Origin of the sequence: Micromonospora sp. HK10 (assembly GCF_000982955.1) — a bacterium.
GTDB lineage: Bacteria > Actinomycetota > Actinomycetes > Mycobacteriales > Micromonosporaceae > Micromonospora.
Window position 1 is genome coordinate 16,077 of sequence record NZ_KQ058870.1, and the last position, 26,170, is coordinate 42,246.

Consider the following 26,170-nt stretch of genomic DNA (forward strand, 5'->3'; position numbering starts at 1 on the left):
CGGCCGGGGTCAGCGGCGCGGTGGGGCGGCGGTGAAGGCCGCCCAGGCGGCCGGGGGGAAGACCAGCACCGGTCCGGCCGGGTCCTTGGAGTCGCGGACCGCCACCACCCGCGGCAGCCGGGACATCTCGACGCACGCCCCCTCGTCGCCGCTGTGGCTGCTCTTGCGCCAGTGGCTGACCCTCGGGCGGTGGCCGTTCGTGCCGTTCATAGGTTCTACCTCTCGTTCAGCAGGCGGAGGAGCTGGTCCCGGCTGGCTGCCGGGCTGAGCGCCACGGTCCGCAGGTGCTCCATGATCTTGGTGCAGGTACGCAGGTCGCCCGGCCGGTCCAGGACCATCTGCCCGGCGACCGTCTCCACCGACGCGATCATCGGGTCCTCCGGGTCGGCGAACTCGAGGATGTGCAGTGACCCGCGCGTCCCCCGGTGGTAGCCCGCCGCGAGCGGGATGACCTGGACGGTGATGTTGGGCAGCTCACCCACCTTGAGCAGGTGCCGCAGCTGGGCCTCCATCACCGACCGGTTGCCGACCGGGCGCAGCAGCGCGCCCTCGTCGATGATGGCGTCGAAGATGGGCGGTTCGTCGCTGGTGAGCCGCTGCTGCCGGTCCAACCGCAGGTGCACCCGCTGTTCGACCTGCTCGTCGGTGAGGGTGTGCGGGCCGCCGCGCATCACGCCGCGGATGTAGTCGGCGGTCTGGAGCAGGCCGGGCACCACCGAGGGCTCGAAGTTGGCGATGCCGGTGGCCTCGGCCTCCAGCGCGATGAAGTCGATCGTCCGCCGGTCCAGCAGGTACGAGTAGGAGACCCACCAGCCGGGCTTGCGGGCGTCCTTGGCCAACTGCACCGCCGCGGCGATCTCGTCGGTGCCGACCCCGTACAGGGTGAGCAGGGCGCGCACGGTGGCCGGGCTGATCAGGGTCTGCGCGTTCTCGTACCGGGACAGCGTGCTGCGGGTGCTGTTGATCTCGTCGGCTGCGGCCTCGAGGGTCAGCCCGGCGGCTTCCCGGTGGGTACGCAGGGCGATGCCGAGCCGTCGGGCCCGGGCGGTCTTCGGCGCCATGCATCGATGGTCGCACATCAACGGGAAAAATGGCATGAGAGAACGTCGATGAGAGTTGCATTCACGGGTGTCCAACTGTCAATCTGTGACGGAGTCCTCACCGCCGGTTGTCGTGGCGACGGTGGTGGTGGGTGACCGGAGGGGATGGGGCGCGCGGTGATCGGGTTTTTCTCCCCCACGACCCGATCGCCGCGTGCCCCCGCACCGGCCAGCAGACGGAGAGGGAAGCGCATGACGGCGACCGGACGGCGCCCGGCGGGCGGGGGTGGACGGCGATGACCCGCTTCCTCGTGGTCCTCACCGACGTCCGGCCCCTGGAAGGGATGGGCCGCAACGAGCGGACCAGCCCCGAGCGCCGCCGTCAGGTGGTCGGCGCGAGCAGCCGGGAGGCGGCGGAACGGATCGCCGGCGCGTTCATGGCGCTGGGCATGGTCCGGGCGGGCCGGCAGCGCGTGAAGGTGATCGCCGTGGGACGCCGCCCACGGCTGGGACAACTGGACTGAACCCGCCCGCCGCCGGACCCGGTACCCGGTGGCGGAACCGGGCGGCCGGTGGCAGGTCCCGCCACCGGCCGCCCGGCCCTACAGCAGCTTGCGCCGCTTCAGGTAGGCGACCAGATCGTCGTAGACGCCGCCCTCGTTGGCGAACATCGCCACGTTGCGGGCGGTCGACAGCCACGGACGGGTCGACGGGCGGACCTCGGACAGCGCCCGCTCCAGGTCCCGCTGCTCGATCATCCGGACCGTGCCGGTGCGTACCGAGTCGGCCATCGCGAACTCGGCCGCCGTCTCGCAGAGGTGGGCCAGGTCGGCGCCGGAGTAGTCCTCCGTCGCGGCGACCAGCCGGCGCAGGTCGATGTTGGCGATCGGCCGCTCCCGCAGGTGGTACTCGAGGATCGCGGCGCGGGCCTCGGCGTCCGGCGGCAACACCAGCACCACCCGGTCGAGCCGCCCCGGCCGGCGCAGCGCCGGGTCGACGTCCCACGGCGTGTTCGTCGCGGCCAGCACGAAGACGCCCTCGTTGTCGCCCTCCATGCCGTCCAGCTCGGCCAGCAACTGGTTGCCCAGGGTCCGCATCGAACTCGACGAAACCTGCGAGCGCTTGTGCCCCAGCGCGTCGATCTCGTCCAGGAAGAGCACGCAGGGCGCGCTGCGCCGGGCCGCCTCGAAGAGTTCGTGCAGGTTCCGTTCCGAGTTGCCGATCCACATGTCCAGCACGTCCACGATCGACAGCGAGACGAACTTCGCCCCCATCTCGCCGGCCACCGCCCGGGCCAGGAAGGTCTTGCCGCAGCCGGGCGGGCCGTAGAGCATCAGCCCGCCGCGCAGGCTCTTGCCGTACATCCGGCGCAGTTCGGGGTTGCGCAGCGGGCCCAGGAAGGCCAGCTCCAGGCGCTCCTTCACCGCCGCCATGCCGCCCACGTCGGCCAGCCGCACCGGCGGGGACTCCACGTCGTACACCCGGTCGCTGTCGCCCTGGACCGGCTCCGGCTCGTCGCCGGCCCGGGCGAAGCGCGGCGGCACCACGTCGGCCAGCTCCTGCTCGTACGCCGCCAGCGGGTCGTCGCCGGCGGGCGCCGCCGGGGCCGGGCACTGCGCCGGGGGCGACGGCTGCGCCTCGGGTACGCCGAGCGCGCGCTGCATGAGCGCCTGCGCCTGGACGTTGCCCGGGTCCCGGGCCAGCGCCTGCCCGGCCTGGGCGATCGCCTCCCCGCCCCGGCCGGCGTCGAGCAGCAGCCCGGCCAGGTGCAGCCGTAGCGGCAGGTCGTCGGGGCGGGCGTCGAGGGCGACGAGCAGGCTGTCGATGACGGGATCGGCGCTCATAGAACGAGCAGCGTAGTGCCCGCCCCGCGGACTCCGCTCACCCGCCGGCGCCGATCCCCGGGTCCGCGGCCCGCCGGCGCAGTCGGGCGCCGGCGCGGTGCAGCCCGAGAGCCGCCCGGTAGGCCAGGCGCGACACCACGACCAGGGCCCATCGAGCCAGCAGCCGGCCGAGGCGCAGCCCGCCGACCAGCACGGTCGCCGTCAGGCAGACGCCGGCCAGGTCGGCGGCGGCGGTGCCGTCGGGCGGCTGCCAGGCGCCGAGGACCAGGGCCGTCGCGGCGGCGGCCACGGCCACCGGCCACAGCGCCACTGCGGCGTCCCGCCGCTCCGCGCGCAGTCGCCACCGCACCGCCGCCGGCTGCCGGCGCCAGGACCGGACGCAGAGCACGCCGAAGCCGACCAGGATCGACCCGGCCACCGCCAGGCCGAGCGGACGGCGCCCCGCCCCGAGCGGCCCGGCCGCCGCGGCGAACACCGCCAGGTGCAGCGCGGTGGCCACCGCGAGGACATCGAAGAGCCGCCACAGCAGCGCCCGGGCACCGGCCGAGTGGGCCCGCCCGGTGACACCGTCGTCGGGCGCCAGGGCGAGCGCGGCGCTGAAACCGCGGGCCGCGCTGGCCACCCGGTCGCCGGTCAACTCCACTAGCGCCAGGGTGTGCCGGGCCGCCTGGTGGCCCGGGTCCCGCTGCAACGCCCGTTCGCAGCCGCGCCGCGCCGCGGCCAACTCGCCGGTACGCAGGCACACCTGCGCGTCCACCAGGTGCGCGTCGGGTTCCTCCGGGGCGAGCCGCAGCACCGTGTCCGCGGCGAGCCGGGCGGCGACCAGGGACCGGATGCCCGGCTGGTGAACCAGCACCGCCACCAGAGCGGCGTGTGTCCGCCACTCGCCCGGGGCGGCGGCGACCGCGGCCCGGGCCGAGCGCAGGGCCGCCCGGCGGCGCTTCAGGCCGATCAGGGCCAGCGCCTCCAGCCGCAGTGCCCACTCGTTGTCGGGCGCCACCGCTAGCGCCCGGCGGGCGGTGGCCAGCGCCTGCGCCGGGTCGCCGGCCAGCTCGTGGCAGCGGGCCAGCAGACAGAGCGCCGCCACGTCGTCGGGGTGCGACCGCAGCACCTCCGCGAGGTGACCGATCGCCTCCCGCCACCGGCCGACCTCGAGCAGGACGCGGGCCCGTTCACGGCCCTGCTGTCCGGTGTTCGGGTTCGTGCCGCACCTCCCGTGATCCGGGCGGCAGCCTACGCGAAAGCCACTCGATCCCGTCGTACTGTTACTGTCCGTATATACCCGACTGACCGATTGCGCTTCGCCGTGGCGGCTGCCGGGTATCGGCTGCCCGCGTTCGCCACGCACAGTAGGGTCAACCCGGTGAGCGCCACCGGCGAGCACGGCCAGCCGCAGTCGCGAACGATGAGGTGACCTTCAGTGACCACCCCAGGCAAGACCCGCGTGGCGATCGTCTTCGGCGGGCGCAGCCCCGAGCACGGCATCTCCTGCGTCAGCGCGGGCAGCGTGCTGGGTGCCCTCGACCCCGACGAGTTCGAGGTGGTGCCGGTCGGCATCACCCGACAGGGGCAGTGGGTGCTGGCCAGCTCGGACCCGACGCAGCTCGCGATCAACGACCGGAAGCTGCCGGAGATCACCGCCGGCTCCGGCGCCGAGCTGGTGCTGCGCGCCGACCCGGCGGTCGGTGGGCTGCTGGTGCTCGACCCGGCGCAGGGCCCCCGGGCGCTGGCCGACGTCGACGTCGTCTTCCCGGTGCTGCACGGCGCGTACGGCGAGGACGGCACCATCCAGGGAATGCTGGAGATGGCCGACATCCCGTACGTGGGGGCGAACGTCTTCGCCTCGGCCGCCGCCATGGACAAGGAGTTCACCAAGAAGCTCTGTGCCGCCGAGGGCATCCCGGTCGGCCCGTACGTGGTGCTGCGCAACGGGATGACCATGCCCGAGGAGGACAAGCGGCGCCTCGGCCTGCCGGTCTTCGTCAAGCCCTCCCGCGCCGGCTCCTCCTTCGGCATCACCAAGGTCGACGACTGGTCCCAGCTCGACGCGGCGGTGGCCACGGCTCGTGAGATCGACACCAAGGTGCTCGTCGAGGGCGCGGTCGTCGGCCGCGAGATCGAGTGCGGCGTGCTGGAGGGCGAGGCCGGCGGCGCGCCCGAGGCGTCGGTGCTCGCCGAGGTGCGGATGATCGGCGACCGCGACTGGTACGACTTCGAGGCCAAGTACATCTTCGCCGACGAGGTCTGCGAGTACGACGTGCCGGCGAACCTGCCGGAGCGGGTCACCCGCCAGGTGCAGGAGTACGCCACCCGGGCCTTCACCGCGCTGGACTGCTCCGGCCTGGCCCGGGTCGACTTCTTCGTCACCCCGGAGCTGGACGTCTACCTCAACGAGATCAACACCATGCCGGGCTTCACCCCGACCTCGATGTTCCCGCGGATGTGGGCGGCGAGCGGGTTGGAGTACCCGAAGCTGGTGAACCGCCTGATCCGTACCGCCCTGCGCCGCGCGGGCCGCTGAGCTGCCGCACGGGGTCGGTGAGCTGCGCCGGGCCGACGGCTGAGCCGCGCCGGGTGGGCCGCTGAGCTGCGCCGCGGGCCGCTGAGCCGCGCCGGGTGGGCCGCTGAGCTGCGCCGCGGGCCGCTGAGCTGCCGCGCGGGCCGCTGAGCCGCGCCGCGTGGGCCGCTGACCGCCCGCCGGGTCACGGCGGGCGGGCGTCAGCCCGTACAGCCGGCGGGCGCGGTCTTCGCCGACGGCACCGTGGCCACGATCACGTCCGAGATGGCCCCCACCCACTGCAACGCCGGGCCGTACTCCTTCGGGACCCGGACCTGGACCGGGACCTCCCGGTCGACGGTGGTCAGCACGGTCCCGTCGGCCTGCTCGATCGGATGCCAGCAGACCCGGTTGACCCCCCACACCTCGTCGGTGTTCGGGAAACAACCGGCGGGCAGGGCGCCGCCGGCGGTGGGCGACGGGCAGGGCTTGGCCGGCGGGGTGCCGCCGCAGGCCACGGTCAGCGCCGGATCGCCGTACGCGGCGTTCTGCTCGGCCCCGGCGGTGACCGGCCGCTGGTTCAGGTCCCGGACCGTCGGCGGAAGCTGGGACACCAGGGCACGGCAGACCGTCGCGGGCCGTTCGGCCAGGTCCGGCGCCGGCAGCTGGACCGGGGCGCTCGACTGCGAGCGGACGGCACTCGGCGAGGCCGTCGGGGCGGCCGGCTCGTCCGGGGCGAGCTTGGCGAAGGTGAACCCGGCCACCGCCAGGGTGACCGGCACGGCGACCAGCGTGGCCCAGAGGGCGGCACCGCGGGTGGCGCGGTCGCGGCGCGGCGCCTCCTGCGTCGCGGCGCGGCGCGGCTCCTCGGATGCCGGGGAACTGTCGCGGGTGGGGGAGTTACCGATCTCGTCCACTTACAGGCGCACCACCGAACACGTGAGGGTGCGGGTGATGCCGGGCACCATCTGCACCTTGCTGACGATGAGTTTGCCGAGCTCGTCGACGGTGTTCGCCTCGGTGAGCACCACCACGTCGTACGGCCCGGTGACGGCGTCGACCCGCACCACGCCGGCAAGGTCCGCGATCAGTCCGGCCACGTCACGCGCCCGACCGACCTCCGTCTGGATGAGGATGTACGCCTGTACCACGACTCGACCTCCGTCCGTCGCCGCCTGGGGCGGCCCGAAGGGTGAAACTACCGTACGGAACAGGCGTGATCCCTATCGGTCGCCGTCCGGACGCGGTGAGCGAGCACACGCCGGGTGATGGTGGGGGTACTGCGGATCGTGCGAGCGCGACGAGAGGACGGCATGACAGTCGCGGGTGTCGGAGAGTTCGGGCTGATCGACCGGGTCACCGCCCGGCTGACGTACGGGGAGAGCTGCCTGCTCGGCCCCGGGGACGACGCCGCGGTGGTCGCCGCCCCGGACGGGCGGGTGGCGGCCTCCACCGACGTGCTGGTCGAGGGGCGGCATTTCCGGCGGGACTGGTCCGGCGCGCGGGACGTCGGGCACCGGGCGGCCGCCGCCAACCTGGCCGACATCGCGGCCATGGGTGCCACCCCGACCGCCCTGCTGGTGGCGCTCTGCATGCCGGCCGAGCTGGACCCCGCCTGGGCGGAGGAACTGGCCGACGGGCTCGCCGCCGAGGCGGCCCTGGTCGGCGCGAGCGTGGTCGGCGGCGACATGTCCGCCAGCCCCACCCTGACCATCGCGGTGACCGCCCTGGGCGACCTGGGCGGCCGGCCACCGGTGGTCCGTTCCGGCGCCCGCCCGGGCGACGTGGTGGCGCTGGCCGGGCGGACCGGCTGGGCGGCGGCCGGCTTCACCGTGCTGTCCCGGGGGTTCCGGACGCCCCGGCTGCTGGTCGAGGCGTTCCGCCGCCCCGAGGTGCCCTACCCGGCCGGTCCGGAGGCCGCCCGCGCCGGCGCCACCGCCATGATCGACGTCTCGGACGGGCTGCTGGCCGACCTGGGACACGTCGCCACCGCCAGCGGGGTGGCGATCGACCTGACCCGGGACGCCTTCGAGGTGCCCCGGCAGATGCGGGACGCCGCGCAGGCGCTCGGCGTCGACCCGTACTCCTGGATCCTGGCCGGCGGCGACGACCACGCCCTGGCGGCGACCTTCCCGGCGACGGCGACCCTGCCGGCGGGCTGGCGGCCGATCGGGCGGGTCGCCGAGGGCGCCGGGATGACCGTGGACGGGGTCACCCCCTCCGGACCGGGCGGCTGGGACCACTTCCGCCGGGCGGAGTGATCTGCGTCCGACCTGGGGCCGGCGGGCCCCGGGCCGGGCCGGACCCGGTCGTACCCTGCACTCGTGAGCGAGATCGAGATCCAGGTGCGGCGCTTCGACGCCGCCGAGTCGCAGGCGCTGATCCGGGCCGCCCTGGCCGACCTGGGCCAGCGGTACGGCGGCAGCGGCGACGAGACGCCGGTCGACGCGGCGGAGTTCGAGCCCCCGGCGGGCACCTTCCTGGTGGCCTACCTCGACGGGCGGCCGGTGGGGTGCGGCGGCTGGCGCAGCCACGGCGACGACGGCGAGACCGCCGAACTGAAGCGGATGTACACCGCGCCGGCGGCCCGCGGCCGGGGCGTGGCCCGTTCGGTGCTGGCCGCGGTCGAGCGGTCGGCGCGGGAGCAGGGCCGCAAGCGGATCATCCTGGAATGCGGCGACCGGCAGCCCGAGGCCCTCGCCCTGTACACGGCGGCCGGCTACGAGCCGATCCCGAACTTCGGCTTCTACCGGAACGAACCCGGCTGCCTCTCCTTCGCCCGCCCCCTCTGACCGCGCCCCGCCCCGCCCGTCGGGCGGTGATCCCCCCGTCCCGTGCCGGCGGACCCCCCGTCCCGTGTCGGCGGACCCCGCCGTCTCGGGTCGGCGGACCCCGCCGTCTTGAGTCGGCGGACCCCGCCGTCTCGGGTCGGCGGTGATCCCCGTCCCGTGTCGGCGGACCCCGCCGTCTCGTATCGGCGGTGATCCCCGTCCCGTGTCGGCGGTGATCCACCCGGGATGCGGCAGGTTGTGGTCTCCCGGCCCGCGCAGGCCCCGGTTTGCCGCAATCCGTGGGGTGGGTGGGCCCGACGCGAGCCGGGTGGGTCGATGTGAGCCGGGTGGCGGGGACGACGAAAGCCGGCGGGCCCTGGAAGGGCCGCCGGCATCCGACGAGTGTGGGTGGCGGGGGCTACCGCGTCAGGCGCGGGTGACCTTGCCGGCCTTGATGCACGAGGTGCAGACCTGCAGCTTCTTGGTGGTGCCGCCACCAGCCGGGGTACGCACCGACTGGATGTTCGGGTTCCAGCGGCGGTTGGTCTTCTTCTTGGACCAGGGCACGTTGTGGCCGAAGCCCGGCCCCTTGCCACAGACGTCGCACACGCTAGCCACGGGATACTCCTGGGATTGATACGTTCATGAGGTCGCCGCCAGGCGCAGCCCGGGCAACCTGGCCAGGTTACCCGATGACCGCCCCGTCCGCCCAACCGGCCCGACCGGCGGCTCGGGCTCCAGACGCCAGCGGCACCGGGAGGGAGCCGCCCAGACCCGCGTGCACGAGGCGTCGGACCCGCCGAGCGGGCGGTGGCGGGCGGGAAGGCGGCAAGCGTACCGGTGCGGGCGGGCGACGCTGATCCGGCCCGGCGGCCGGACACGCCGGGCGACCCCGGCGGGTGTCGGTCCGCGCCAGTAGGCTTCCCGACGTGCTGGACACCCTGGACGCGGCCGCGGTGCGCCGGTGGTGCGCGAGCGGGCTGGCCGCCCTCCAGCGCCACCAGGGCGAGATCGACGACCTGAACGTCTACCCGGTCCCGGACGGCGACACGGGCACCAACCTGGTGCTCACCCTCACCTCCGCCCAGCAGGCCCTCGCCATGGACCTGGGCACCCTCCCGGAGGACGGGCACACCCCGCACGGGCACGCGCTGCGGCTGATGGCCCGGGGCGCGCTGCTCGGCGCCCGCGGCAACTCCGGGGTGATCCTGTCGCAGATCCTGCGCGGCCTGGCCGACACCCTGGCCGCCGCGCCCGCGGTCCGCGGCCGGCAGCTCGCCGCCGCGCTGTCCGGCGCGGCCGCCGCCGCGTACGCCGCGGTCGCCCAGCCGGTCGAGGGCACCCTGCTCAGCGTGGTGGCCGCCGCGGCGCGCGCCGCCGAACAGGCGGACAGCGACGACCTGCGCGCGGTGTGCCGGGCCGCGTCGGCGGCGGCGGCGACCGCGCTGGCGCGTACCCCTGAGCAGTTGCCCGCGCTGGCCCGCGCCGGCGTGGTGGACGCGGGCGGGCGGGGTCTCTGCGTGCTGCTGGACGCGCTGGTGGAGGTGGTCACGGGGGAGAGCCCGCGGCCGCCGGCCGTGCCGTCGCCGGCGGTCCGCCCGCCGGCCGCCGCCGTGCGCGAGTCCGGCTCCCCGGAGTACGCCTACGAGGTGCAGTACCTGCTCGACGCCACGGACGAGGCGGTGGGCCGGCTCCGCGCCCAGCTGGACGCGCTCGGCGACTCCCTGGTGATCGTCGGGGACGGCGGCCCGGGCGGCGGCACCTGGAACGTGCACGTGCACGTCAACGACGTCGGCGCGGCGATCGAGGCGGGGGTGGTGGCCGGCCGGCCGCACCGGATCACCGTGACCCGCTTCGCCGACCAGCCGGCGCCGGCCGCCGCCCAGGCGGCGTGGCGGCCCGACGGCCGGGCGGCCGTGGTGGTGGCCACCGGTGCCGGCATCGCCGAGCTCTTCGCCGGGGAGGGGGCCGTCGTGGTGCCGGCCAACCCGTCCACCGGCGAGCTGCTCGACGCGGTACGGGCCACCGGGGCGGCCCGGGTGGTGGTGCTGCCGAACGACCCGAACACCCAGTCGGTGGCGAGCGCGGCCGCGCGGGAGGCGCACGGGCTCGGGGTGAAGGTGAGCGTGGTGCCGACCCGCTCGCCCGTGCAGGCCCTGGCGGCGCTGGCCGTCCGCGACCCGCAGCGGCGCTTCGAGGACGACGTGATCGCCATGGCCGAGGCGGCCGGTGCCTGCCGGTACGCCGAGGTCTGCCACGCCAGCAAGGAGGCCCTCACCGTGGCCGGCCCGTGCCGCCCCGGCGACGTGCTGGCCCTGGTCGAGGGGGAGGTGCACCTGATCGGGCAGGATCTGCTGGACACCTGCACCGCCGTGGTCGACCGGATGCTCGGCGGCGGCGGCGAGCTGGTCACCCTGCTCTGCGGGGCGGATGCCCCGACGGGGCTGGCCGAGCGGGTGCGCGAGCACGTCGAACGGTCCTGGCCGTTCGTCGAGGTGCAGGCGTACGAGGGCGGCCAGCCGCACTACCCGCTCCTGCTGGGGGTCGAATGACGAGCGAACCGAGCACGGTGGACACGCCGCTGAAGAAGCTGGTCGGCGAGCGTACGGCCAAGGCCCTGGCCAGCCACCTCGACCTGCACACCGCCGGCGACCTGATCTACCACTTCCCGCGCCGGTACGACGAGCGCGGCGAGCACACCGACATCCGCTCGCTGGACGTGGGGGAGCAGGTGACCGTGCTGGCCCAGGTGCAGCGCACCGCGGTCCGGCCGATGCGCCAGCGCCGGGGCAACCTGCTGGAGGTGACCGTCGGCGACGGGTCCGGCGGGGTGCTCACCCTCACCTTCTTCGGCAACCAGGCCTGGCGGGAGCGGGAGCTGCGCCCCGGCCGGTGGGGGCTGTTCGCCGGCAAGGTCACCGAGTTCCGGGGCAAGCGGCAGCTCAACGGCCCGGAGTACGTGTTGCTGGGCGAGGGCGGCGACGGCGAGGCGGCCGCCAACGAGGAGGTCGAGGAGTTCGCCGGCGCGCTGATCCCGGTCTACCCGGCCGCGGCGGCCGTGCCGACCTGGGTGATCGCCCGCTGCGTGCGGGTGGTGCTGGACACCTTCACCCCGCCGGCGGATCCGCTGCCGGCGACCGTGCGGGCCACCCGCAACCTGGCCGACATCGGCGCCGCGCTGCGCGAGATCCACCGGCCGTCCAGCAAGGAGGCGCTGTACCGGGCCCGGCGGCGGCTCAAGTGGGACGAGGCGTTCGCCGTGCAGCTCACCCTGGTGCAGCGCAAGCACCGGGCGGCGGCCTGGCCGGCGAAGGCCCGGCCGGCGCGGCCCGGTGGCCTGCTGGACGCCTTCGACGCCCGGCTGCCGTACGAGCTGACCTCCGGGCAGCAGGTCGTCGGCCGGGAGATCGCCGCCGACCTGGCCACCGCGCACCCCATGCACCGGCTCCTCCAGGGCGAGGTCGGCTCCGGCAAGACCCTGGTGGCGCTGCGGGCCATGCTCCAGGTGGTCGACGCCGGCGGGCAGGCGGCCCTGCTCGCCCCGACCGAGGTGCTCGCCGCCCAGCATCACCGGGGCATCGTCGAGCTGCTGGGTCCGCTGGCGCAGGCCGGCGAGCTGGGCGCGGCCGACGACGCCACCCGGGTGGAGCTGGTCACCGGCTCGCTCGGCGCGGCGGCCCGGCGGCGGGCCCTCGCCGAGGTGGCCGAGGGGCGGGCCGGCATCGTGCTCGGCACCCACGCCCTGCTCTACGAGGGCGTCGACTTCCACGACCTGGGCCTGGTGGTGGTCGACGAGCAGCACCGCTTCGGCGTCGAGCAGCGCGACGCGCTGCGCGCCAAGGCCGACCAGCCGCCGCACGTGCTGGTGATGACCGCCACCCCGATCCCGCGTACGGTCGCCATGACCGTCTACGGCGACCTGGAGATCTCCACCCTGTCCCAGCTGCCGCAGGGGCGCTCGCCGATCGCCTCGCACGTGGTGCCGGCGGCGGAGAAGCCGGCCTTCCTGGACCGGGCCTGGCGGCGGCTGCGCGAGGAGGTCGGCAAGGGCCACCAGGGGTACGTGGTCTGCCCGCGGATCGGGGATCCGGGGTCCGGGGCCGGAGCGGCCAGCGCGGAGGCGCCGGACTCCGGACCAGGGCCGGTCTCGGACGAGGAGCCCCCGCGCGAGGACGACAACGGCCGCCGGCCGCCGCTGGCGGTGACCGAGGTGGCGCCGCTGCTCGCCGAGGGACCGCTGCACGGGCTGCGGATCGGGGTGCTGCACGGGCGGCTGCCGGCTGACGAGAAGGACGCGGTGATGCGCGCCTTCGCCGCCGGGGACCTGGACGTGCTGGTGGCCACCACGGTGGTCGAGGTGGGCGTCAACGTGCCCAACGCCACCATGATGGTCGTGCTGGACGCCGACCGGTTCGGCGTCTCCCAGCTGCACCAGCTGCGCGGCCGGGTGGGCCGGGGCTCCGCCGCCGGGCTGTGCCTGCTGGTCACCGAGGCGATGGAGGGCTCATCCGCCCGGGAACGCCTCGACGCGGTGGCGTCCACCACGGACGGTTTCAAGCTCGCCGAACTGGACCTGGAGCAGCGCCGCGAGGGCGACGTGCTCGGCGCCACCCAGTCGGGACGCCGCTCCCACCTGCGGCTGCTGTCCCTGCTGCGCGACACCGAGCTGATCCGGGACGCCCGCGCCGAGGCGATCGCCCTGGTCGAGGAGGACCCGGAGTTGGAGCGGCATCCGGCGCTGGCCGCCTCGGTGGCCGCGCTGGTCGACGAGGAACGCGCCGAATACCTGGAGAAGGGCTGACCACCGGCCAACCCGTTCAGGGCAGCGCGGGCCGCGCGCCGGCGAGTTCGTCGCGCCGCAACGGTTAGTGAATGCTGTGCCAGGCGCCGGTACGGCTCGATGGACAGCGCCTCGTGCAGACGTCGGCGAAGTGGCATCTTCGCCGGAGGCGGCCCGTGGCAGGGAGACCCGTGGAAGAGTGATTCATGGTTGCTGGACTGAAGTACTTCGCCTTCTATGACCAACTCGGTTTCCAGGCCGGGAGGTCGACTTGGGCACGTGACCTGGAACGATTTCGCGGCGCGGACAAGGATTCCGTCGTGGCGTACCTGCGGGCCGGGACGCCACTGGTGGTCGTGCCGGGCACGGTCGGGGACCCGATCGGTGGGTCCGGGATCCTCGTCCCGGGCGGCGGCAGTGTGCTGACCGATGGTGTGTGGGCCTGGCCGCTAATTGCCGCCGAATTGGTGGACATGTACGACATCGCGGTGCCCGAGTCCTTCCGTGATCGGATGACTACCGTGGATTTCGTTCCTCCTCGGCTCTCCGAGGAGGAGGTACGGCAGGTCTTCAGTGCAGCCGGAGGGTCCCTGAAGGTGAGTGCGGACGCGGACAGTTCCGGCTTCGAGGTCGAGCCGGCACTGATGATTCTCGACCTGCGTGTCCGGCAGCAGGGCGCGGTCCTTTGCACGGCCCGGGCGGTTGGCGGTCCGGTGGATCGGGGACAGGACCTGTGGACCGGTGCCGGCGTGCGGAGATGGAGGGTGGCCGGGATCACCCGGCGTGCCGAGGAGCTGTCCCATCTGCCGGACGGGGAGACCGCCCGGGTGACCCTGGAGGGCGCTGACCCGGAGGACGTGACGGTGGGCGCCCTGCTCCGGGCCGTACCCCGGAGGCAGTGACGCGGGTCGACGAGATCACCGGCCCTCGCCGGCGGTCACCAGCGCCTAGGCTTCGGCGGATGTCGACGTTTTCCCTCGAACGTGGTGTGCTCCTGCGGGCTCGGGGCGATGAGTCGCTGGTGGACGAGGTCACCGGGATGGCGGACGAGGCCACCGGCCTGCCCTGCGCCCGGGCCACCCGTTTCCAGATCGCCTCGATCAGCAAGCAGATGGCGGCCGTGGCGGTGCTGCTGCTCGCCGAGCGGGGCGTGCTGCGCCTGACCGACCCGGTGGTGCGGTGGCTGCCCGACCCGCCGCCGGCGTGGTCCAGCATCACGCTGCACCACCTGCTCACCCACAGCTCGGGTCTGGGCCACTGGCCCGAGTACCCGGCGGTCGACCTGCTCGGGCCGGCCGAGCCGGACGCCCTGCTCGCTGCGTTCGCCGCCGTGCCGCCACTGTTCCGGCCCGGAGCGGGGTGGCACTACAGCAGCCCTGGCTACGTGCTGCTGGCCCGGGCCGTCGAGCGGGCCACCGGCCGGTCGTACCCGGAGTTCCTCGCCGAGGAGGTGTTCGCGCCGTTGGGGATGGCGGGCAGCTTCGCCGGCCCGGGCGACGGCCGACCGGATGTGGCGATCGGGCACGAGCGCGGCCGGCCGGTGCCGTCGTGGGACCTGGCGACCGTGAGCATGGGCGCCGGTGACGTCTGGTGCACCGGCGCGGACCTGCTCACCTGGCTCGACGTGCCGCGTCGGGGACGGTTGCTCTCCCCGGGCTCGGTGGCGGCGATGGTCGCGCCGCAGGTGTCCACGGGTCGGGCCGGCGACGCGTACGGATACGGGTTCTTCGTGGGGTCGCTGACCGGTCGGCGGGCGGTCCACCACTCCGGGGACAACGGCGGCTACAAGGCGTTCGCCGCCTGGCTGCCCGACTCCGACCAGCGGCTGGTGCTGCTGACCAACCAGGCCGAGGTGGACCCGGTCGCGGTCATGTCGGTGCTCGGCTCCGATCCGGCCGCCTGATCCGTACCTGTGGCCGCTGGGGTGCGTCACGAACGGCGAGGGCGCGCCGACCGGCTGGTCGACGCGCCCTCGGGCGATCCGGAGTGGATCAGGCGGTGAAGCGGACCCGACGACGGCGGGCCATCACGAAGAGCACCGCACCGGCGGCGAGGAGCAGGAGCGCCCCGCCCGCGATGGCACCGGCCTGCGGACCGGTGACCGGCAGGGTCGGGCCGTCGGTCTGGCCGCCGCCCCCACCCGGGGTGCAGTCCTTCGGCTTCTCCCAGGCGATCGGCTCGGAGTCGTCCAGGCCGTCGGCCGTCGGGGTCACCTTCAGACCTTCGAAGGCCTTGAACGTGACGGTCTTGGTCTCGCCTGGCTGCACGACCAGCTTCTTCGCCTCACCCTTGTTCGGCGTGAAGGTGATCTCGACGGTCTTGCCGTCCTTCGGGTTCTCGATCTGGAAGATCAGCTCGTCACAGGTGGACTGGTAGCTGCCCGACGGCTCGCCCGGCTCGACGCAGTCCTTGGCCTCGGCGGGCTTGTCGTCGAAGAGCGGCTGCTCCTGCCCGGCCTCGGTGACCTTGATCTTGCCGGCGTTCTTGGCGGGAACCTTCACCGTGGCGGACTTGCCCGGCGCGACCTCCGCGGTCTCGCGGAAACCATCGGTGCCGGTGAGGGTGAAGGCGGCGTCCTTGGTGGCCTCGGCCGAGTTGTCCAGCTTGACCGTCACCTCACCGGCGCAGTCGGAGGTCACGGTGGCGGTCGGGTTGGCCTGGGCCGGCGGCGGGGTGACCACCTTGTCGCAGCTTTCGCTGAACTTGATCGAGGCGCTCTTGGCGTCCCGCTCCCGGAAGGTGTTGTCCCACTCGGCCTGCACGGTGAGCGACGCCGCCGTGGCGGTGCCCGCGAGGCGGGCGGTGCCGACCAGGGCGTCCGACACCTTGTGCGGGTACTGCGGGTCGGCGCCGTCCGGGGTGGTCGCGATGCCGGCGACGGCGAGCGGTGCGGCTGCCTCGCCGGTCAGGGCCGAGGCCTCCGCCTTGATGAGCCGGTAGGAGGACACGCCGGCGGGCGCGTAGGTGCGCACGGTCCACGTGGTGACCCACTCGCCCTTGGCGGTGTCACATTCGGCGGTGACCTTGATCTCGCTGTGGTGGGCGCTGGCCGGGCTGGCGGCGATGGCTACGCCGGCGAGGCCGATCAGCGCGCCGGCGGCGAGGGCCGCGGCGCGCCGGAGGTTCAGACGGTTCACGTCTACTCCTGATGAGGGGGATCGGAGGGTACGGCAGGCGGATCGGAGACTCGCGCCCTGGCCGACACCGGGCAGACCCTAGCGAGGTCTGTACGTAAGGCGTTACGTCGATGGGCGGTCCGGTGAGAGTCTGTTATGAATCTGAGATCATTGATGCACCCTCGGTCACCGATCGATGTGTGCCGCGGTACCCACCGTGTCGCGTTCGCCGGTCTTGTTGTGGGTTAGCGTCTGGGCATGCGCAGGAGCACCCGGTGACCCGGATCGTGGCCGGCACGTACGGCGGGCGGCGGATCGCCGCGCCCCCCGGCGCCGGCACCCGGCCCACCTCGGACCGGGTGCGCGAGGCGCTGTTCAGCGCCGTGCAGGCCGAGCTGGACCTCGACGGGGCCCGCTTCGCCGACCTCTACGCCGGCTCCGGGGCGGTCGGGCTGGAGGCGCTGTCCCGGGGTGCCGCGCATGTGCTGCTGGTCGAGTCCGACGCCCGGGCGGCCCGGGTGATCCGGGAGAACATCGCCGCGCTGCGGGCCGCGCCGGCTGCGCGTCTGGTTACCGGCAAGGTGGCCACGGTGCTCGCCGCCGGCCCCGACGGCGACCCGTACGACGTGGTCTTCGCCGACCCGCCGTACGCCGTACCCGACGAGGAGATCAGCGCGCTGCTGGCCGCGCTGGTCGACGGCGGCTGGCTGGCCCCGGACGCCCTGGTGGTCGTCGAGCGGTCCAGCCGGACCGGGCCGGTCGGCTGGGTGCAGGGCGTCACTGGCGAGCGCAGCCGCCGGTACGGCGAGACCACCCTTTGGTACGGTCGCCGATCATGAGACGTGCGGTCTGCCCGGGCTCCTTCGACCCGGTCACCAACGGACACCTCGACATCATCGGCCGGGCCAGCCGGCTGTTCGACGAGGTGATCGTCGGCGTGCTGGTCAACCAGTCGAAGCAGGGGCTGTTCACCGTCGAGGAGCGGATCGACATGCTCCGCGAGGTGACCGGCTCGTACGACAACGTCCGGGTCGAGTCGTTCCGCGGCCTGCTGGTGGACTTCTGCCGGGCCCAGCAGGCGAGCGTCCTGATCAAGGGCCTGCGGGCGGTCAGCGACTTCGACTACGAGCTGCAGATGGCCCAGATGAACATCGGCCTGGCCGGCGTGGAGACGCTCTTCATGCCCACCAACCCGCTCTACTCCTTCCTCTCCTCCAGCCTGGTCAAGGACGTGGCCAAGTGGGGCGGCGACATCTCCGCGCACGTCCCCGACGTGGTCCGCGAGCAGCTGGTCGCCCGCCTGCACCGCTGACCCGCCCCGCCCCCGGTGGGCGGGAGCGGGCAGGCACGCCGGCCGGGCGAGCGGGGCGACGCGCCGGTCGGGCGCGGGAGGCGACGTGCCGGCCGGACGCGCGGGGCAATGCGCCGGTCGGACGCGCGAGGGCGACGTGCCGGTCGGGCGTGGGAGGCGACGTGCCGGCCGGGCGCGCGGGGCGACGCGCCGGTCGGGGGTGCAGCCGGGCACGGTGGAGCGGGCGCGACATGATGTGTGCAGCGCCGAAACCGGGCGCAGGCCGCATCATGTAGGTCGGCCGACGAATGACAGGAGTGAGGTACCGGTGGACCCGCTCGATCGCATCGACGAACTCATCGCCATGGTGGAGCAGGCCCGCTCCGTGCCGATGTCGCGCAACAACTGCATGGTCGACCGCGGCGAGATGATCGCCGCCCTCGACGAGCTGCGCGCGGAGCTCCCCGCCGACCTGCGCCGGGCCGCCGCGCTGCTCGAGGAGCGCGACAAGATCATGGAGGCCGGCAAGCGCGAGGCCGACCGGATCATCAGCGAGGGCGAGGCGGAACACGCCCGGCTGGTCTCGGTGAACGAGATCACGGTCTCCGCCGAGCACGAGGGCGCCCGGATCATCGCCGAGGCCCGCGCCGAGGCGCAGCGCCTCCGCGAGGAGGTGGACGACTACGTCGACACCGCCCTGGCCAACTTCGAGCAGTTCCTCACCCGGGCGCTCGCCTCGATAGAGCGGGGCCGGGACAAGATGCACGCGCTGCGCGAGATCGGCACCTTCGCCGGCGACGAGGCGGACCGCCCGCTGCCTTTCTGAACGCCGGGCCGGCGGCCTATGGCCGCGCCCGGTGAGCCGGCCGGCGGCCGGTGGCGCGCCTCGTGAGCCGGGCCGGCGGCCCGCGACCGAGCTACCCTTGCCAGCGCGACGCGGGCCGGTGGCCGACAGCCGGCAGCCGACGGGCCAGGGGCGACGCCCCGGTTCGACGGTCCGCCGGTCGTCCAGGTAACCTTCTTTGTCGGCCTCTCACCGGCCGGAGTCTGACTATGCCCAAACACTCGCCAAGCCCACTCAACCCCAGGTCGCCGCTGGTCCTCGACACGAGGGAGCTGCCGCGCCGGCCTGGTGCGTTGCGTACGCACAAGCGGGTCGTGCCGGCACCGGCGGACCTCGGCGTGGAGTTGATCAGCGTGCCGGAGGGCGCGGACCTCGACCTCGACCTGAGGATGGAGTCGGTGTCCGAGGGCGTGCTCGTCTCCGGGACCGTGACCGGTCCCGTCAAGGGCGAGTGCGGCCGCTGCCTGCGCGAGATCGACGACTCGGTGGCCGTGACGATCCAGGAGCTGTACGCGTACGAGAACAGCACCACGGACGACACGACCGACGAGGACGAGGTGGGCCGGATGCAGGGCGATCTGATCGACCTGGAGCCGGCGCTGCGGGACGCGGTGGTGCTCGCGCTGCCGACGAACCCGCTCTGCCGGGAGGACTGCCCAGGGTTGTGCCCCGAGTGTGGGGTGCACTGGGACGATCTGCCGGCCGACCACAGCCATCAGCAGATCGACCCGCGTTGGGCGGGCCTGTCGCAACTGACCCGTACAGAGGAGTAAGAACCGTGGCCGTCCCCAAGCGCAAGATGTCGCGCAGCAACACCCGCGCCCGCCGGGCGAACTGGAAGGCCACGGCGGTCGCGACCGTGGCCTGCCCGCAGTGCAAGTCGGCGAAGCTCCCGCACGCCGCCTGCTCGGTCTGCGGCACCTACAACGGCCGTCAGGTCCTCGAGGTCTGACGACGAGTGACGTCCCCGACCACCGGTCGGGTGGCGCGCGCACCACGGCTCTCGCCCGGTGTCCCGGCTCCCTCCACCGCCGGTCGGCCCTCGGCCGGCGTACCGGTGGAGCCGGGCACCGCGCGGATCGCCGTTGACCTCCTCGGCGGGGACGAGGCTCCCGCCGTCGTGGTTGACGGCGCTCTGCGAGCAGTGCGCACCGACCCTGACCTGCAGCTGCTGCTCGTCGGACCGACCGAGGTCGCCGACGGGCTGATCGGTGCGCTCACCCCGGAGCAGCGGGCCCGGGTCAGCGTCCGCCCGGTGCGGACCGTGGTCGGCATGGCCGACCACCCCACCGCCGCCCGCGCGGAGAGCACCGTCCGCGCGGCGGTCACCGCCGTCCGCGACGGCGTCGCCGACGCGCTCGTCTCCGCCGGCGCGACCGGCGCGACCGTCACCGCCGCCGCGCTCGGTCTCGGTCGCTGGAGCGGGGTACGCCGGCCGGCCCTGGTCGCCACCCTGCCCGCCGTCGCCGGCCCGGTGGTGCTGCTGGACGTGGGCGGCACCCTGGAACCCGGTCCCGCCACGCTCGCCCGGCACGCCGTGCTCGGCGCCGCGTACGCCGCCGTGGCGCACGCCGTGGCCGCGCCCCGGATCGGGCTGCTCTCCGTCGGCACCGAGGCGGGCAAGGGCGACCGGCTGCGCCGCTCCGCCGATCACGCGCTCGCGGCCGTCGCGCTGCCCTGCGGCGCCCGCTACGTCGGCCTCGTCGAGGGGTACGACATCTCCGTCGGCACCCGCGCCGACGTCGTCGTCACCGACGGCTTCACCGGCAACGTCCTGCTCAAGGCCATCGAGGGCGCGTACGCGATGGCGGGCGGGCCCCCGGCGAGCGGTGGCGCCCCCCGCGCGGCGGCCCTGCTCGGGGTCGCCGGCACCGTGGTCGTCTGCCACGGGGCGGCCCGCCCCGACGACGTCGCGTCCGGCATCGCCCTCGCCGCCCACCTGTGGCGGCGCGGCGCCGCCGGCACGGTCGCCGGCCTGCTCGACGCTGTTCCGCACGATCCCGCACCTGACCGCAACGACACCGAGGTAGCACCATGACCAACGACAAGCGGCGACGCGCACCCGTCGGCCACCTGGAGGCGGCCTTCGGCGTGTCGCTCGACCCGGAGCTGCTGGAGCGGGCGCTGACCCACCGCTCCTACGCGTACGAGAACGGCGGCCTGCCCACCAACGAGCGGTTGGAGTTCCTGGGCGACTCGGTCCTCGGCGTGGTGATCACCACGGCGCTCTTCCACAACCATCCGGACCTGCCCGAGGGGCAGCTGGCCAAGCTGCGCGCCAGCGTGGTCAACATGCGGGCGCTCGCCGACGTGGCCCGCGGCCTCGGCCCGGACGGGCTGGGCGCGTACCTGCTGCTGGGCAAGGGCGAGGAGGCCACCGGCGGCCGGGACAAGGCCAGCATCCTGGCGGACACCCTGGAGGCGTTGCTGGGCGCGATCTACCTCCAGTACGGGCTGGACACCGCGGCGCTGGTGATCCACCGGCTCTTCGATCCGTTGATGGCCGAGTCCGCCGGGCGGGGCGCCGCGCTGGACTGGAAGACCAGCCTCCAGGAGCTGACCGCGGCGCTCGGGCTGGGCGTGCCGGAGTACCGGATCGAGGGCACCGGCCCGGATCACCTGAAGACCTTCACGGCCTGGGTGGTGGTGGCCGGCAACCGGTACGGCGGCGCCGAGGGGCGCAGCAAGAAGGAGGCCGAGCAGCGGGCCGCCGAGTCGGCCTGGCGGACGCTGACCGAGCAGGCCGAGGCGGCGGCCGCCGAGCCGGCCGGTGACGCGGCCGAGGCGGGCGCCGGCCGTGCCTGAGCTGCCCGAGGTCGAGACCATCCGGCAGGGGCTGGCCCAGTGGGTCGTCGGCCGGCGGATCACCGCCGTCGAGGTGCGCCACCCCCGGGCGGTCCGCCGGCACGAGCCGGGCGGTCAGCACTTCGCCGACGTGCTGACCGGCCGGACGGTCACCGACGTCCGGCGCCGGGGCAAGTACCTGTGGCTGCCGCTGGACAGCGGTGACGCCATCATCGGGCACCTCGGCATGTCCGGCCAGCTGCTGCTCCGGCCGGTCGGCGCGGCCGACGAGCTGCACCTGCGGGTCCGGTTCCGGTTCGCCGACGACGGCCCGGAGCTCCGCTTCGTCGACCAGCGCACGTTCGGTGGGCTGTCCGTCTCCGAGGGCGGGGCGGAACTGCCGGCCGAGATCGCGCACATCGCCCGAGACCCCAGGGACCCGGAGTTCTCCGACGCCGGTTTCGTGGCGGCGCTGCGCAAGCGGCGGACGGAGGTGAAGCGGGCGCTGCTCGACCAGACGTTGATCTCCGGCGTCGGCAACATCTACGCCGACGAGGCACTCTGGCGGGCCCGGCTGCACGGCGTCCGGCCGACCGACGCGCTCACCGGCCCGGCGGCCGCACGGCTGCTCGGGCACATCCGGGACGTGCTCGACGAGGCGGTCAAGCAGGGCGGCACCAGCTTCGACGAGCTGTACGTCAACGTCAACGGCGAGAGCGGCTACTTCGACCGGTCGCTCAACGCGTACGGCCGCGAGGGGGAGCCGTGCCCGCGGTGCGGGACGCCGATCCGCCGCGAGGCGTTCATGAACCGGTCGTCCTACAGCTGCCCGCGCTGCCAGCCCCGACCCCGGGGTGCCCTCCGGGGATGACCCCGAGCCGGCTCGGGGTTGCGCCGGTGTGCCGCACCCGCCGATGCCCGGCAGGTTCCCCGGTCGTACCCGGAAAGTCCCGTTCTGTCCGGGTGGGCGAGCCGGTTCCGGGCGGCCGGGCGGGGTCGCGCCGGATGGGGGACGAGCCGGGGCCGTTCCCCGATGTCCGGGTGCCGCCCACTGCCTAGCGTCAGCAGGCGTCGGCACTGGGCCGGCATCTGGAGGGGGAACCCGGATATGGGCAGGCGACCGATGACCGTGCGGTTGGCACGGTGGAGCGCGGAGCACCCGTGGCGGGCCATCGCGCTGTGGGTGGTCTTCGTGGCGGTGTGCTTCGTCGGCGGCAACGCCGCGGGGCTGAGCGAGGCGACCGACTCCGACCAGGCCATCGGCGAGTTCGGCCGGGCCGAGCTGATCGTGGACAGCGGGGGCTTCCACGAGCCGGCCGTGGAGAACGTCCTCATCACGCCCCGCTCGGGTGCGCTCGACCCGGCGGCGGCGAAGGCGGCCGCCGACGACGCGACCGCGCGGCTGCGGCAGGTCACGGGGGTCGCCTCGGTCGGCGCGCCGCTGCCGTCCCGGGACGGCAGCGCGCTGCTGTTGCCGATCACCATGGCCGGCGACCCGGAGACCGCGTCCGACCGGGTGCAGCCGCTGCGCGACGCGACCGCCGAGGTGCAGCAGGCGCACCCGGCGCTGCGCGTCGAGGAGGTCGGCGGCCCGTCGATCGACAAGGCGCTCGACGACACCCTCGGCAAGGACTTCAAGCGGGCCGAGCTGCTCAGCCTGCCGGTCACCCTGGCCATCCTGATCATCGCGTTCGGCGCGCTGATCGCGGCCGGCGTGCCGGTGCTGCTGGCGCTCTCCTCGGTGGCCGCGGCGATGGGGCTCTCCACGCTCGCCTCGCACCTGGTACCCGCCACCGACACCACCGCCAGCGTGATCCTGCTGATCGGCATGGCGGTCGGGGTGGACTACTCGCTGTTCTACGTGCGGCGGGAGCGGGAGGAACGGGCCAAGGGCCGGTCCGGCCTGGATGCCGTGGAGATCGCCGCGGAGACCTCCGGGCACGCCGTGGTGGTCTCCGGCACCGCAGTGATCATCTCGATGGGCGGCCTGCTGCTGGCCCAGGACGCCATCTTCTCGTCGCTGGCGGTCGGATCGATCCTGGTGGTGGCGGTCGCGGTGATCGGCTCGCTGACCGTGCTGCCGGCGCTGCTGGCCAAGCTGGGCCGCTGGGTGGACCGGCCCCGGGTGCCGCTGCTGTGGCGGCTCACCGCCCCGCGTACCGGGCGGCACGGCCAGCCGGCCAGGCCCCGGTTCTGGCCGGCCGTGCTCCGGCCCGCGCTGCGCGCGCCGGTGGCCACCCTGCTGATCTCGGTCACCCTGCTGCTCGCGCTGGCCGCGCCGGCGCTCGGCATGAAGCTCAAGTTCCCCGGCGCCGAGGACGTGCCGCGCAGCACCGCCGCCATGCAGGCGTACGACCGGCTCACCGCCGCGTACCCCAGCAACGGCACCAGCCACACGGTGGCCGTGCGGGCGCCCGCCGACCAGGCCGACCGGGTGCACGCCGCACTGACCGGCCTGGCCGGCCGGACCGCCACCGACCCGCTCTTCGCGCCGGCCGAGGGGGACGGCGCGAAGATCAAGGTGTCGGCCGACCGCCGGGTGTCGGTGCTGGACGTGGCCACCCCGTACGCCAGCCGCAGCGAGGAGGCGTCCCGGTCGCTGCACGAACTGCGCCAGGACCTGGTGCCGGCCGCGCTGCGCGGCATCCCCGGCGTCGAGTACGCGGTCGGCGGCGGCGTCGCGGCCAGCGAGGACTACGCGGACCACATCTGGGCGAAGCTGCCCATCGTGGCGGCGTTCGTGCTGGCGCTCACGTTCCTCGTGATGGCCTGGACGTTCCGGTCGGTGGTGGTCGCGGCCACCTCGATCCTGCTGAACCTGCTCTCCGCCGGCGCCGCGTACGGGCTGCTGGTGCTGGTCTTCCAGGGCGACTGGGCGGCGGGCCTGCTCGGCTTCACCTCGATGGACGCGATCGTCACCTGGCTGCCGCTGTTCCTGTTCGTGGTGCTGTTCGGGTTGTCGATGGATTACCACGTCTTCGTGGTCAGCCGGATCCGTGAGGCGGTCGACCGGGGCATGCCCAACCGGGAGGCGGTCGCGTACGGGATCACCTCCTCGGCCGGGGTGGTGACCAGCGCGGCGGTCGTGATGGTCGGGGTCTTCTCGATCTTCGCCACGCTCAGCATGATCGACTTCAAGCAGCTCGGCATCGGCCTGGCGGCGGCGATCCTGCTGGACGCCACGATCATCCGGGCGGTGGTGCTGCCCTCGCTGATGACCCTGCTGGGCGAGGCGAACTGGTGGGCGCCGCGCTTCCTGCGCCGGCGGGCGGCGCTCACCCCGCCGGCCGACCCGCCGACTCCGGCCCCGGAACTGGTCGGCGCGCACTGAGCCGCCGGTGGGCCGGGCCGCGTTCGCGGCCCGGCCCACCGGGCCCCGGCCCGGTCCGCGACGGGTCGCGGTGGCCGCGGCGCCGGAGGCCAGATTCTCCGCCACCGGTGTCGATCAGGCCGCCCCGCGCCGGGCGTCGCCGGGCCCGCCCCGCCGGCCCGGTGACCGGGGCGTCACGGGCAGGATTAACCGGCACGGGAGCGGGGCATCTGGGCCGCCATGGACGAACAGCTCACGCCGGCGGCCCCTCGTCGCGCCCCGGCCTCCGCAGCCCCCGGGAGCGCGTCATGAGCACCGACGTGCGCGCCGGCACCGTACGCACCAACGTCCCGGCCCGCCTCGACCGGCTGCCGTGGTCCCGCTGGCACTGGATGATCGTGATCGGCCTCGGCACGGTGTGGATCCTCGACGGCCTCGAGGTGACCATCGTCGGCAACCTCTCCGGCAAGCTGGCCGAGCCGGGCAGCGGCCTGGACATCACCCAGAGCCAGGTCACCGGCCTGGCCGCCGCGCTCTACGTGGCCGGCGCCTGCACCGGTGCGCTCTTCTTCGGCTGGCTGACCGACCGGTTCGGGCGCAAGAAGCTGTTCCTGCTGACCCTCGGGCTCTATCTGGTGGCCACCGCGCTGACCGCGCTCTCCTTCGACACCTGGTGGTTCTTCCTGTTCCGGTTCCTGACCGGCATGGGCATCGGCGGCGAGTACGCGGCGATCAACTCGGCCATCGACGAGCTGATCCCGGCCCGGCACCGCGGCCGGATCGACATCATCATCAACGGCACCTTCTGGCTCGGCGCGGCGGTCGGCGCGCTGCTGACCGTACCGCTGCTCAACGGCCTGCCGAGCAACCTCGGCTGGCGGGTGGCGTTCGGCGTGGGCGCGGTGCTGGGCGTGGTGATCCTGCTGGTTCGCCGGCACGTCCCGGAGAGTCCCCGGTGGTTGTTCATCCACGGGCGCGCCGACGAGGCGAACCAGCTCGTCGACTCGGTCGAGGCCGAGGTGAAGCGGGAGACCGGCGCGGAGCTCACCGAGGCGGACAGCTGGATCGAGGTCCGCCAGCGCCGGAGCACCAACTTCGTGGAGATCGCCCGGACCCTCTTCGCCCGCTACCCCAAGCGCGCCGTGCTGGGCTTCTCGCTCTTCATCGGGCAGGCGTTCCTCTACAACGCGATCACCTTCGGTTTCGCCCAGATCCTGCAGACCTTCTTCGACGTGCCGACCGGCAACGCCGGCTACTACTTCGCGGTGATCGCGGTCGGTAACCTGCTCGGCCCACTGCTGCTGGGCCGGCTCTTCGACTCGGTCGGCCGGGTGCCGATGATCGCCGGCTCGTACCTCGGCTCGGGCGTGCTGCTGCTCGGCACCGCCTGGCTGTTCCACGCCGGCGTGCTCAACGCGGTGACCATGACCGCCTGCTGGTGCGCGGTGCTCTTCTTCGCCTCGGCCGGCGCCAGCGCCGCGTACCTGACGGTGAGCGAGATCTTCCCGATGGAGACCCGGGCCATGGCCATCGCGTTCTTCTACGCGATCGGCACCGCCGCCGGTGGCATCACCGGCCCGCTGCTCTTCGCCAAGCTGGTCGGCAGCGGACAGGTCGGCGACACGGTGCTCGCGTTCGCCATCGGCGCCTCGGTGATGATCATCGGCGGTCTGGTCGAGCTGGTGCTCGGCGTCCGGGCCGAGGGGAAGTCGCTGGAGGACCTGGCCACCCCGCTCAGCGCCGAACACGCCGGCGTCCCGGCGCAGCGCGACGGCGGCGCCGGGACGCCGGCCCCGGCCACCGGCGCCGCCGGCTGACCGCACCACCCACGCCGCCCCCGCCCGCCCGGGCCGGGGCGGCGTCACCCTTTTCGGGGGTACGCGGCCCGAGCCG

26 protein-coding genes are annotated in these 26,170 nt (G+C 74.2%); 18 read left to right on the forward strand and 8 right to left on the reverse strand.

Annotated elements, in window-relative coordinates; translation table 11 throughout:
• Positions 1 to 9: 9 nt before the first annotated feature.
• Together LQ51_RS24360 and LQ51_RS24365 are read right to left on the reverse strand one after the other, a co-directional pair.
• Complete coding sequence (locus tag LQ51_RS24360) at positions 10 to 210, reverse strand: DUF397 domain-containing protein (RefSeq protein ID WP_046569498.1); 201 nt, start codon at positions 208 to 210, stop codon at positions 10 to 12.
• Between the two features lie 5 nt (positions 211 to 215).
• Positions 216 to 1,061, reverse strand: coding sequence for a helix-turn-helix domain-containing protein (locus LQ51_RS24365; protein ID WP_046569500.1), 846 nt, complete (start codon positions 1,059 to 1,061; stop codon positions 216 to 218).
• Between the two features lie 275 nt (positions 1,062 to 1,336).
• Between LQ51_RS24365 and LQ51_RS24370 the strand changes: the two genes are divergently transcribed.
• The gene (locus LQ51_RS24370; protein ID WP_046569501.1) at positions 1,337 to 1,564 is read left to right on the forward strand and encodes a hypothetical protein; all 228 of its coding nucleotides are present in this window, start codon (positions 1,337 to 1,339) and stop codon (positions 1,562 to 1,564) included.
• A 78-nt stretch (positions 1,565 to 1,642) separates the two neighbouring features.
• On the opposite strand, the gene LQ51_RS24375 is transcribed toward LQ51_RS24370, so the two are convergent.
• Positions 1,643 to 2,884, reverse strand: coding sequence for an ATP-binding protein (locus LQ51_RS24375; protein ID WP_046569503.1), 1,242 nt, complete (start codon positions 2,882 to 2,884; stop codon positions 1,643 to 1,645).
• A 37-nt stretch (positions 2,885 to 2,921) separates the two neighbouring features.
• The gene (locus LQ51_RS24380; RefSeq protein ID WP_369799890.1) at positions 2,922 to 4,268 is read right to left on the reverse strand and encodes a tetratricopeptide repeat protein; all 1,347 of its coding nucleotides are present in this window, start codon (positions 4,266 to 4,268) and stop codon (positions 2,922 to 2,924) included.
• Positions 4,269 to 4,304: 36 nt separating this feature from the next.
• Here LQ51_RS24380 and LQ51_RS24385 point away from each other — a divergent pair, with 36 nt between their 5' ends.
• Positions 4,305 to 5,405 carry a D-alanine--D-alanine ligase family protein gene (locus tag LQ51_RS24385; RefSeq protein ID WP_046569507.1) on the forward strand — a complete coding sequence of 367 codons (1,101 nt, stop codon included), beginning with the start codon at positions 4,305 to 4,307 and terminating at the stop codon, positions 5,403 to 5,405.
• A 197-nt stretch (positions 5,406 to 5,602) separates the two neighbouring features.
• Here LQ51_RS24385 and LQ51_RS24390 read toward each other — a convergent pair whose 3' ends face one another.
• The gene (locus LQ51_RS24390; protein WP_046569508.1) at positions 5,603 to 6,298 is read right to left on the reverse strand and encodes a DUF3515 family protein; all 696 of its coding nucleotides are present in this window, start codon (positions 6,296 to 6,298) and stop codon (positions 5,603 to 5,605) included.
• Positions 6,299 to 6,532 (reverse strand): Lrp/AsnC ligand binding domain-containing protein, encoded by a 234-nt coding sequence (locus LQ51_RS24395; RefSeq protein WP_013284547.1) that lies wholly within the window; start codon positions 6,530 to 6,532, stop codon positions 6,299 to 6,301. It abuts the gene before it with no gap.
• Between the two features lie 162 nt (positions 6,533 to 6,694).
• On the opposite strand from LQ51_RS24395, the gene LQ51_RS24400 reads away from it, so the two are divergent.
• Together LQ51_RS24400 and LQ51_RS24405 are read left to right on the forward strand one after the other, a co-directional pair.
• Positions 6,695 to 7,642 (forward strand): thiamine-phosphate kinase, encoded by a 948-nt coding sequence (locus tag LQ51_RS24400; protein WP_082159622.1) that lies wholly within the window; start codon positions 6,695 to 6,697, stop codon positions 7,640 to 7,642.
• Positions 7,643 to 7,705: 63 nt separating this feature from the next.
• Entirely contained in the window at positions 7,706 to 8,173 is a 468-nt protein-coding gene (locus LQ51_RS24405) for a GNAT family N-acetyltransferase (protein WP_046569509.1), read from the forward strand.
• 405 nt (positions 8,174 to 8,578) lie between these two features.
• Here the strand turns inward: LQ51_RS24405 and rpmB are convergent, their stop codons facing one another.
• Entirely contained in the window at positions 8,579 to 8,770 is a 192-nt protein-coding gene (gene rpmB, locus LQ51_RS24410) for a 50S ribosomal protein L28 (protein WP_046569512.1), read from the reverse strand.
• Between the two features lie 311 nt (positions 8,771 to 9,081).
• On the opposite strand from rpmB, the gene LQ51_RS24415 reads away from it, so the two are divergent.
• The 4 genes from LQ51_RS24415 (at position 9,082) to LQ51_RS24430 (ending at position 14,835) form a co-directional block, all read left to right on the forward strand.
• The gene (locus LQ51_RS24415; protein ID WP_046569514.1) at positions 9,082 to 10,704 is read left to right on the forward strand and encodes a DAK2 domain-containing protein; all 1,623 of its coding nucleotides are present in this window, start codon (positions 9,082 to 9,084) and stop codon (positions 10,702 to 10,704) included.
• Positions 10,701 to 12,953, forward strand: coding sequence for an ATP-dependent DNA helicase RecG (gene recG, locus LQ51_RS24420; RefSeq protein ID WP_046569515.1), 2,253 nt, complete (start codon positions 10,701 to 10,703; stop codon positions 12,951 to 12,953). The genes LQ51_RS24415 and recG overlap by 4 nt, the downstream gene beginning before the upstream one ends.
• Positions 12,954 to 13,138: 185 nt before the next feature.
• A complete protein-coding gene (locus LQ51_RS24425; RefSeq protein ID WP_156313214.1) occupies positions 13,139 to 13,834 on the forward strand; it encodes a hypothetical protein in 696 nt (231 codons plus the stop codon).
• A 59-nt stretch (positions 13,835 to 13,893) separates the two neighbouring features.
• A complete protein-coding gene (locus LQ51_RS24430; protein ID WP_046569519.1) occupies positions 13,894 to 14,835 on the forward strand; it encodes a serine hydrolase domain-containing protein in 942 nt (313 codons plus the stop codon).
• 88 nt (positions 14,836 to 14,923) lie between these two features.
• Here LQ51_RS24430 and LQ51_RS24435 read toward each other — a convergent pair whose 3' ends face one another.
• Complete coding sequence (locus LQ51_RS24435; RefSeq protein ID WP_046569520.1) at positions 14,924 to 16,069, reverse strand: hypothetical protein; 1,146 nt, start codon at positions 16,067 to 16,069, stop codon at positions 14,924 to 14,926.
• A 254-nt stretch (positions 16,070 to 16,323) separates the two neighbouring features.
• Here LQ51_RS24435 and rsmD point away from each other — a divergent pair, with 254 nt between their 5' ends.
• The 10 genes from rsmD (at position 16,324) to LQ51_RS24485 (ending at position 26,094) form a co-directional block, all read left to right on the forward strand.
• Entirely contained in the window at positions 16,324 to 16,887 is a 564-nt protein-coding gene (rsmD, locus tag LQ51_RS24440) for a 16S rRNA (guanine(966)-N(2))-methyltransferase RsmD (protein WP_046569522.1), read from the forward strand.
• Positions 16,884 to 17,360: a pantetheine-phosphate adenylyltransferase gene (coaD, locus tag LQ51_RS24445; RefSeq protein WP_046569524.1), complete on the forward strand. Its 477-nt coding sequence runs from the start codon at positions 16,884 to 16,886 to the stop codon at positions 17,358 to 17,360. Before rsmD ends, coaD begins: the two co-directional genes overlap by 4 nt.
• A gap of 307 nt (positions 17,361 to 17,667) precedes the next feature.
• Positions 17,668 to 18,165, forward strand: coding sequence for an SPFH domain-containing protein (locus LQ51_RS24450; RefSeq protein WP_018786307.1), 498 nt, complete (start codon positions 17,668 to 17,670; stop codon positions 18,163 to 18,165).
• A gap of 227 nt (positions 18,166 to 18,392) precedes the next feature.
• Positions 18,393 to 18,956: a YceD family protein gene (locus tag LQ51_RS24455; protein WP_046569541.1), complete on the forward strand. Its 564-nt coding sequence runs from the start codon at positions 18,393 to 18,395 to the stop codon at positions 18,954 to 18,956.
• Positions 18,957 to 18,961: 5 nt separating this feature from the next.
• A complete protein-coding gene (gene rpmF, locus LQ51_RS24460) occupies positions 18,962 to 19,135 on the forward strand; it encodes a 50S ribosomal protein L32 (RefSeq protein WP_046569543.1) in 174 nt (57 codons plus the stop codon).
• 105 nt (positions 19,136 to 19,240) lie between these two features.
• Positions 19,241 to 20,221, forward strand: coding sequence for a fatty acid synthesis plsX protein (locus LQ51_RS24465; protein WP_046569546.1), 981 nt, complete (start codon positions 19,241 to 19,243; stop codon positions 20,219 to 20,221).
• Positions 20,218 to 20,988 (forward strand): ribonuclease III, encoded by a 771-nt coding sequence (gene rnc / locus LQ51_RS24470; RefSeq protein ID WP_046569548.1) that lies wholly within the window; start codon positions 20,218 to 20,220, stop codon positions 20,986 to 20,988. The genes LQ51_RS24465 and rnc overlap by 4 nt, the downstream gene beginning before the upstream one ends.
• Positions 20,981 to 21,838, forward strand: a complete 858-nt coding sequence (gene mutM / locus LQ51_RS24475) for a bifunctional DNA-formamidopyrimidine glycosylase/DNA-(apurinic or apyrimidinic site) lyase (protein WP_046569608.1) — start codon at positions 20,981 to 20,983, stop codon at positions 21,836 to 21,838. Before rnc ends, mutM begins: the two co-directional genes overlap by 8 nt.
• Positions 21,839 to 22,075: 237 nt before the next feature.
• Positions 22,076 to 24,298: an MMPL family transporter gene (locus LQ51_RS24480; RefSeq protein WP_046569550.1), complete on the forward strand. Its 2,223-nt coding sequence runs from the start codon at positions 22,076 to 22,078 to the stop codon at positions 24,296 to 24,298.
• A 287-nt stretch (positions 24,299 to 24,585) separates the two neighbouring features.
• Positions 24,586 to 26,094 carry an MFS transporter gene (locus tag LQ51_RS24485; RefSeq protein ID WP_046569552.1) on the forward strand — a complete coding sequence of 503 codons (1,509 nt, stop codon included), beginning with the start codon at positions 24,586 to 24,588 and terminating at the stop codon, positions 26,092 to 26,094.
• Positions 26,095 to 26,170: the final 76 nt, after the last annotated feature.

Coding starts and splice junctions, on each gene's coding strand:
- LQ51_RS24485 (WP_046569552.1), top strand. CDS start 24,586: ATGAGCACCGACGTGCGCGCCGGCACCGTACGCACCAACGTCCCGGCC.
- LQ51_RS24400 (WP_082159622.1), top strand. CDS start 6,695: ATGACAGTCGCGGGTGTCGGAGAGTTCGGGCTGATCGACCGGGTCACC.
- LQ51_RS24455 (WP_046569541.1), top strand. CDS start 18,393: ATGCCCAAACACTCGCCAAGCCCACTCAACCCCAGGTCGCCGCTGGTC.
- recG (WP_046569515.1), top strand. CDS start 10,701: ATGACGAGCGAACCGAGCACGGTGGACACGCCGCTGAAGAAGCTGGTC.
- LQ51_RS24375 (WP_046569503.1), bottom strand. CDS start 2,884: ATGAGCGCCGATCCCGTCATCGACAGCCTGCTCGTCGCCCTCGACGCC.
- LQ51_RS24480 (WP_046569550.1), top strand. CDS start 22,076: ATGGGCAGGCGACCGATGACCGTGCGGTTGGCACGGTGGAGCGCGGAG.
- LQ51_RS24430 (WP_046569519.1), top strand. CDS start 13,894: ATGTCGACGTTTTCCCTCGAACGTGGTGTGCTCCTGCGGGCTCGGGGC.
- LQ51_RS24365 (WP_046569500.1), bottom strand. CDS start 1,061: ATGGCGCCGAAGACCGCCCGGGCCCGACGGCTCGGCATCGCCCTGCGT.
- LQ51_RS24360 (WP_046569498.1), bottom strand. CDS start 210: ATGAACGGCACGAACGGCCACCGCCCGAGGGTCAGCCACTGGCGCAAG.
- coaD (WP_046569524.1), top strand. CDS start 16,884: ATGAGACGTGCGGTCTGCCCGGGCTCCTTCGACCCGGTCACCAACGGA.
- rnc (WP_046569548.1), top strand. CDS start 20,218: ATGACCAACGACAAGCGGCGACGCGCACCCGTCGGCCACCTGGAGGCG.
- LQ51_RS24370 (WP_046569501.1), top strand. CDS start 1,337: ATGACCCGCTTCCTCGTGGTCCTCACCGACGTCCGGCCCCTGGAAGGG.
- LQ51_RS24425 (WP_156313214.1), top strand. CDS start 13,139: ATGGTTGCTGGACTGAAGTACTTCGCCTTCTATGACCAACTCGGTTTC.